Source organism: Dietzia sp. IBK-p2-16D, assembly GCF_057773085.1.
The window spans coordinates 1-255 of sequence record NZ_JBYMTL010000091.1; the positions used below are offsets into that span (position 1 = coordinate 1).

General features: G+C 67.8%; 1 pseudogene. It reads right to left on the reverse strand.

The annotated features are described in order from the left end of the window. Window positions 1-237 (reverse strand): annotated as a pseudogene (locus AC3DE3_RS17480) (IS21 family transposase); the annotation flags it as partial. Window positions 238-255 lie beyond the last annotated feature (18 nt).

Here is a 255-nt window from a genome sequence, read left to right on the forward strand (position 1 = left end):
GGCCTCGAACGAGATCAGGCAGTCCTTGCCCACAGTGCGCACGTGATCGTCAAAGATCTCGTACCCCATGGCCGGGAGCGGACCCAGGGCTGCGTGATCGGTTGCAGCGGCCTCGCCGATGACTTGCCCGTGGGTGCGGTGCGCCTGCTTACGGCGGATCGTCACCCACCGGGCGAACGCGGCATCAGCGTCGTCGGTGGAGCGGAAACTGCGGCCGGCCACGACGTGTTCGCGCACGATGTCGACCTGCCGCTC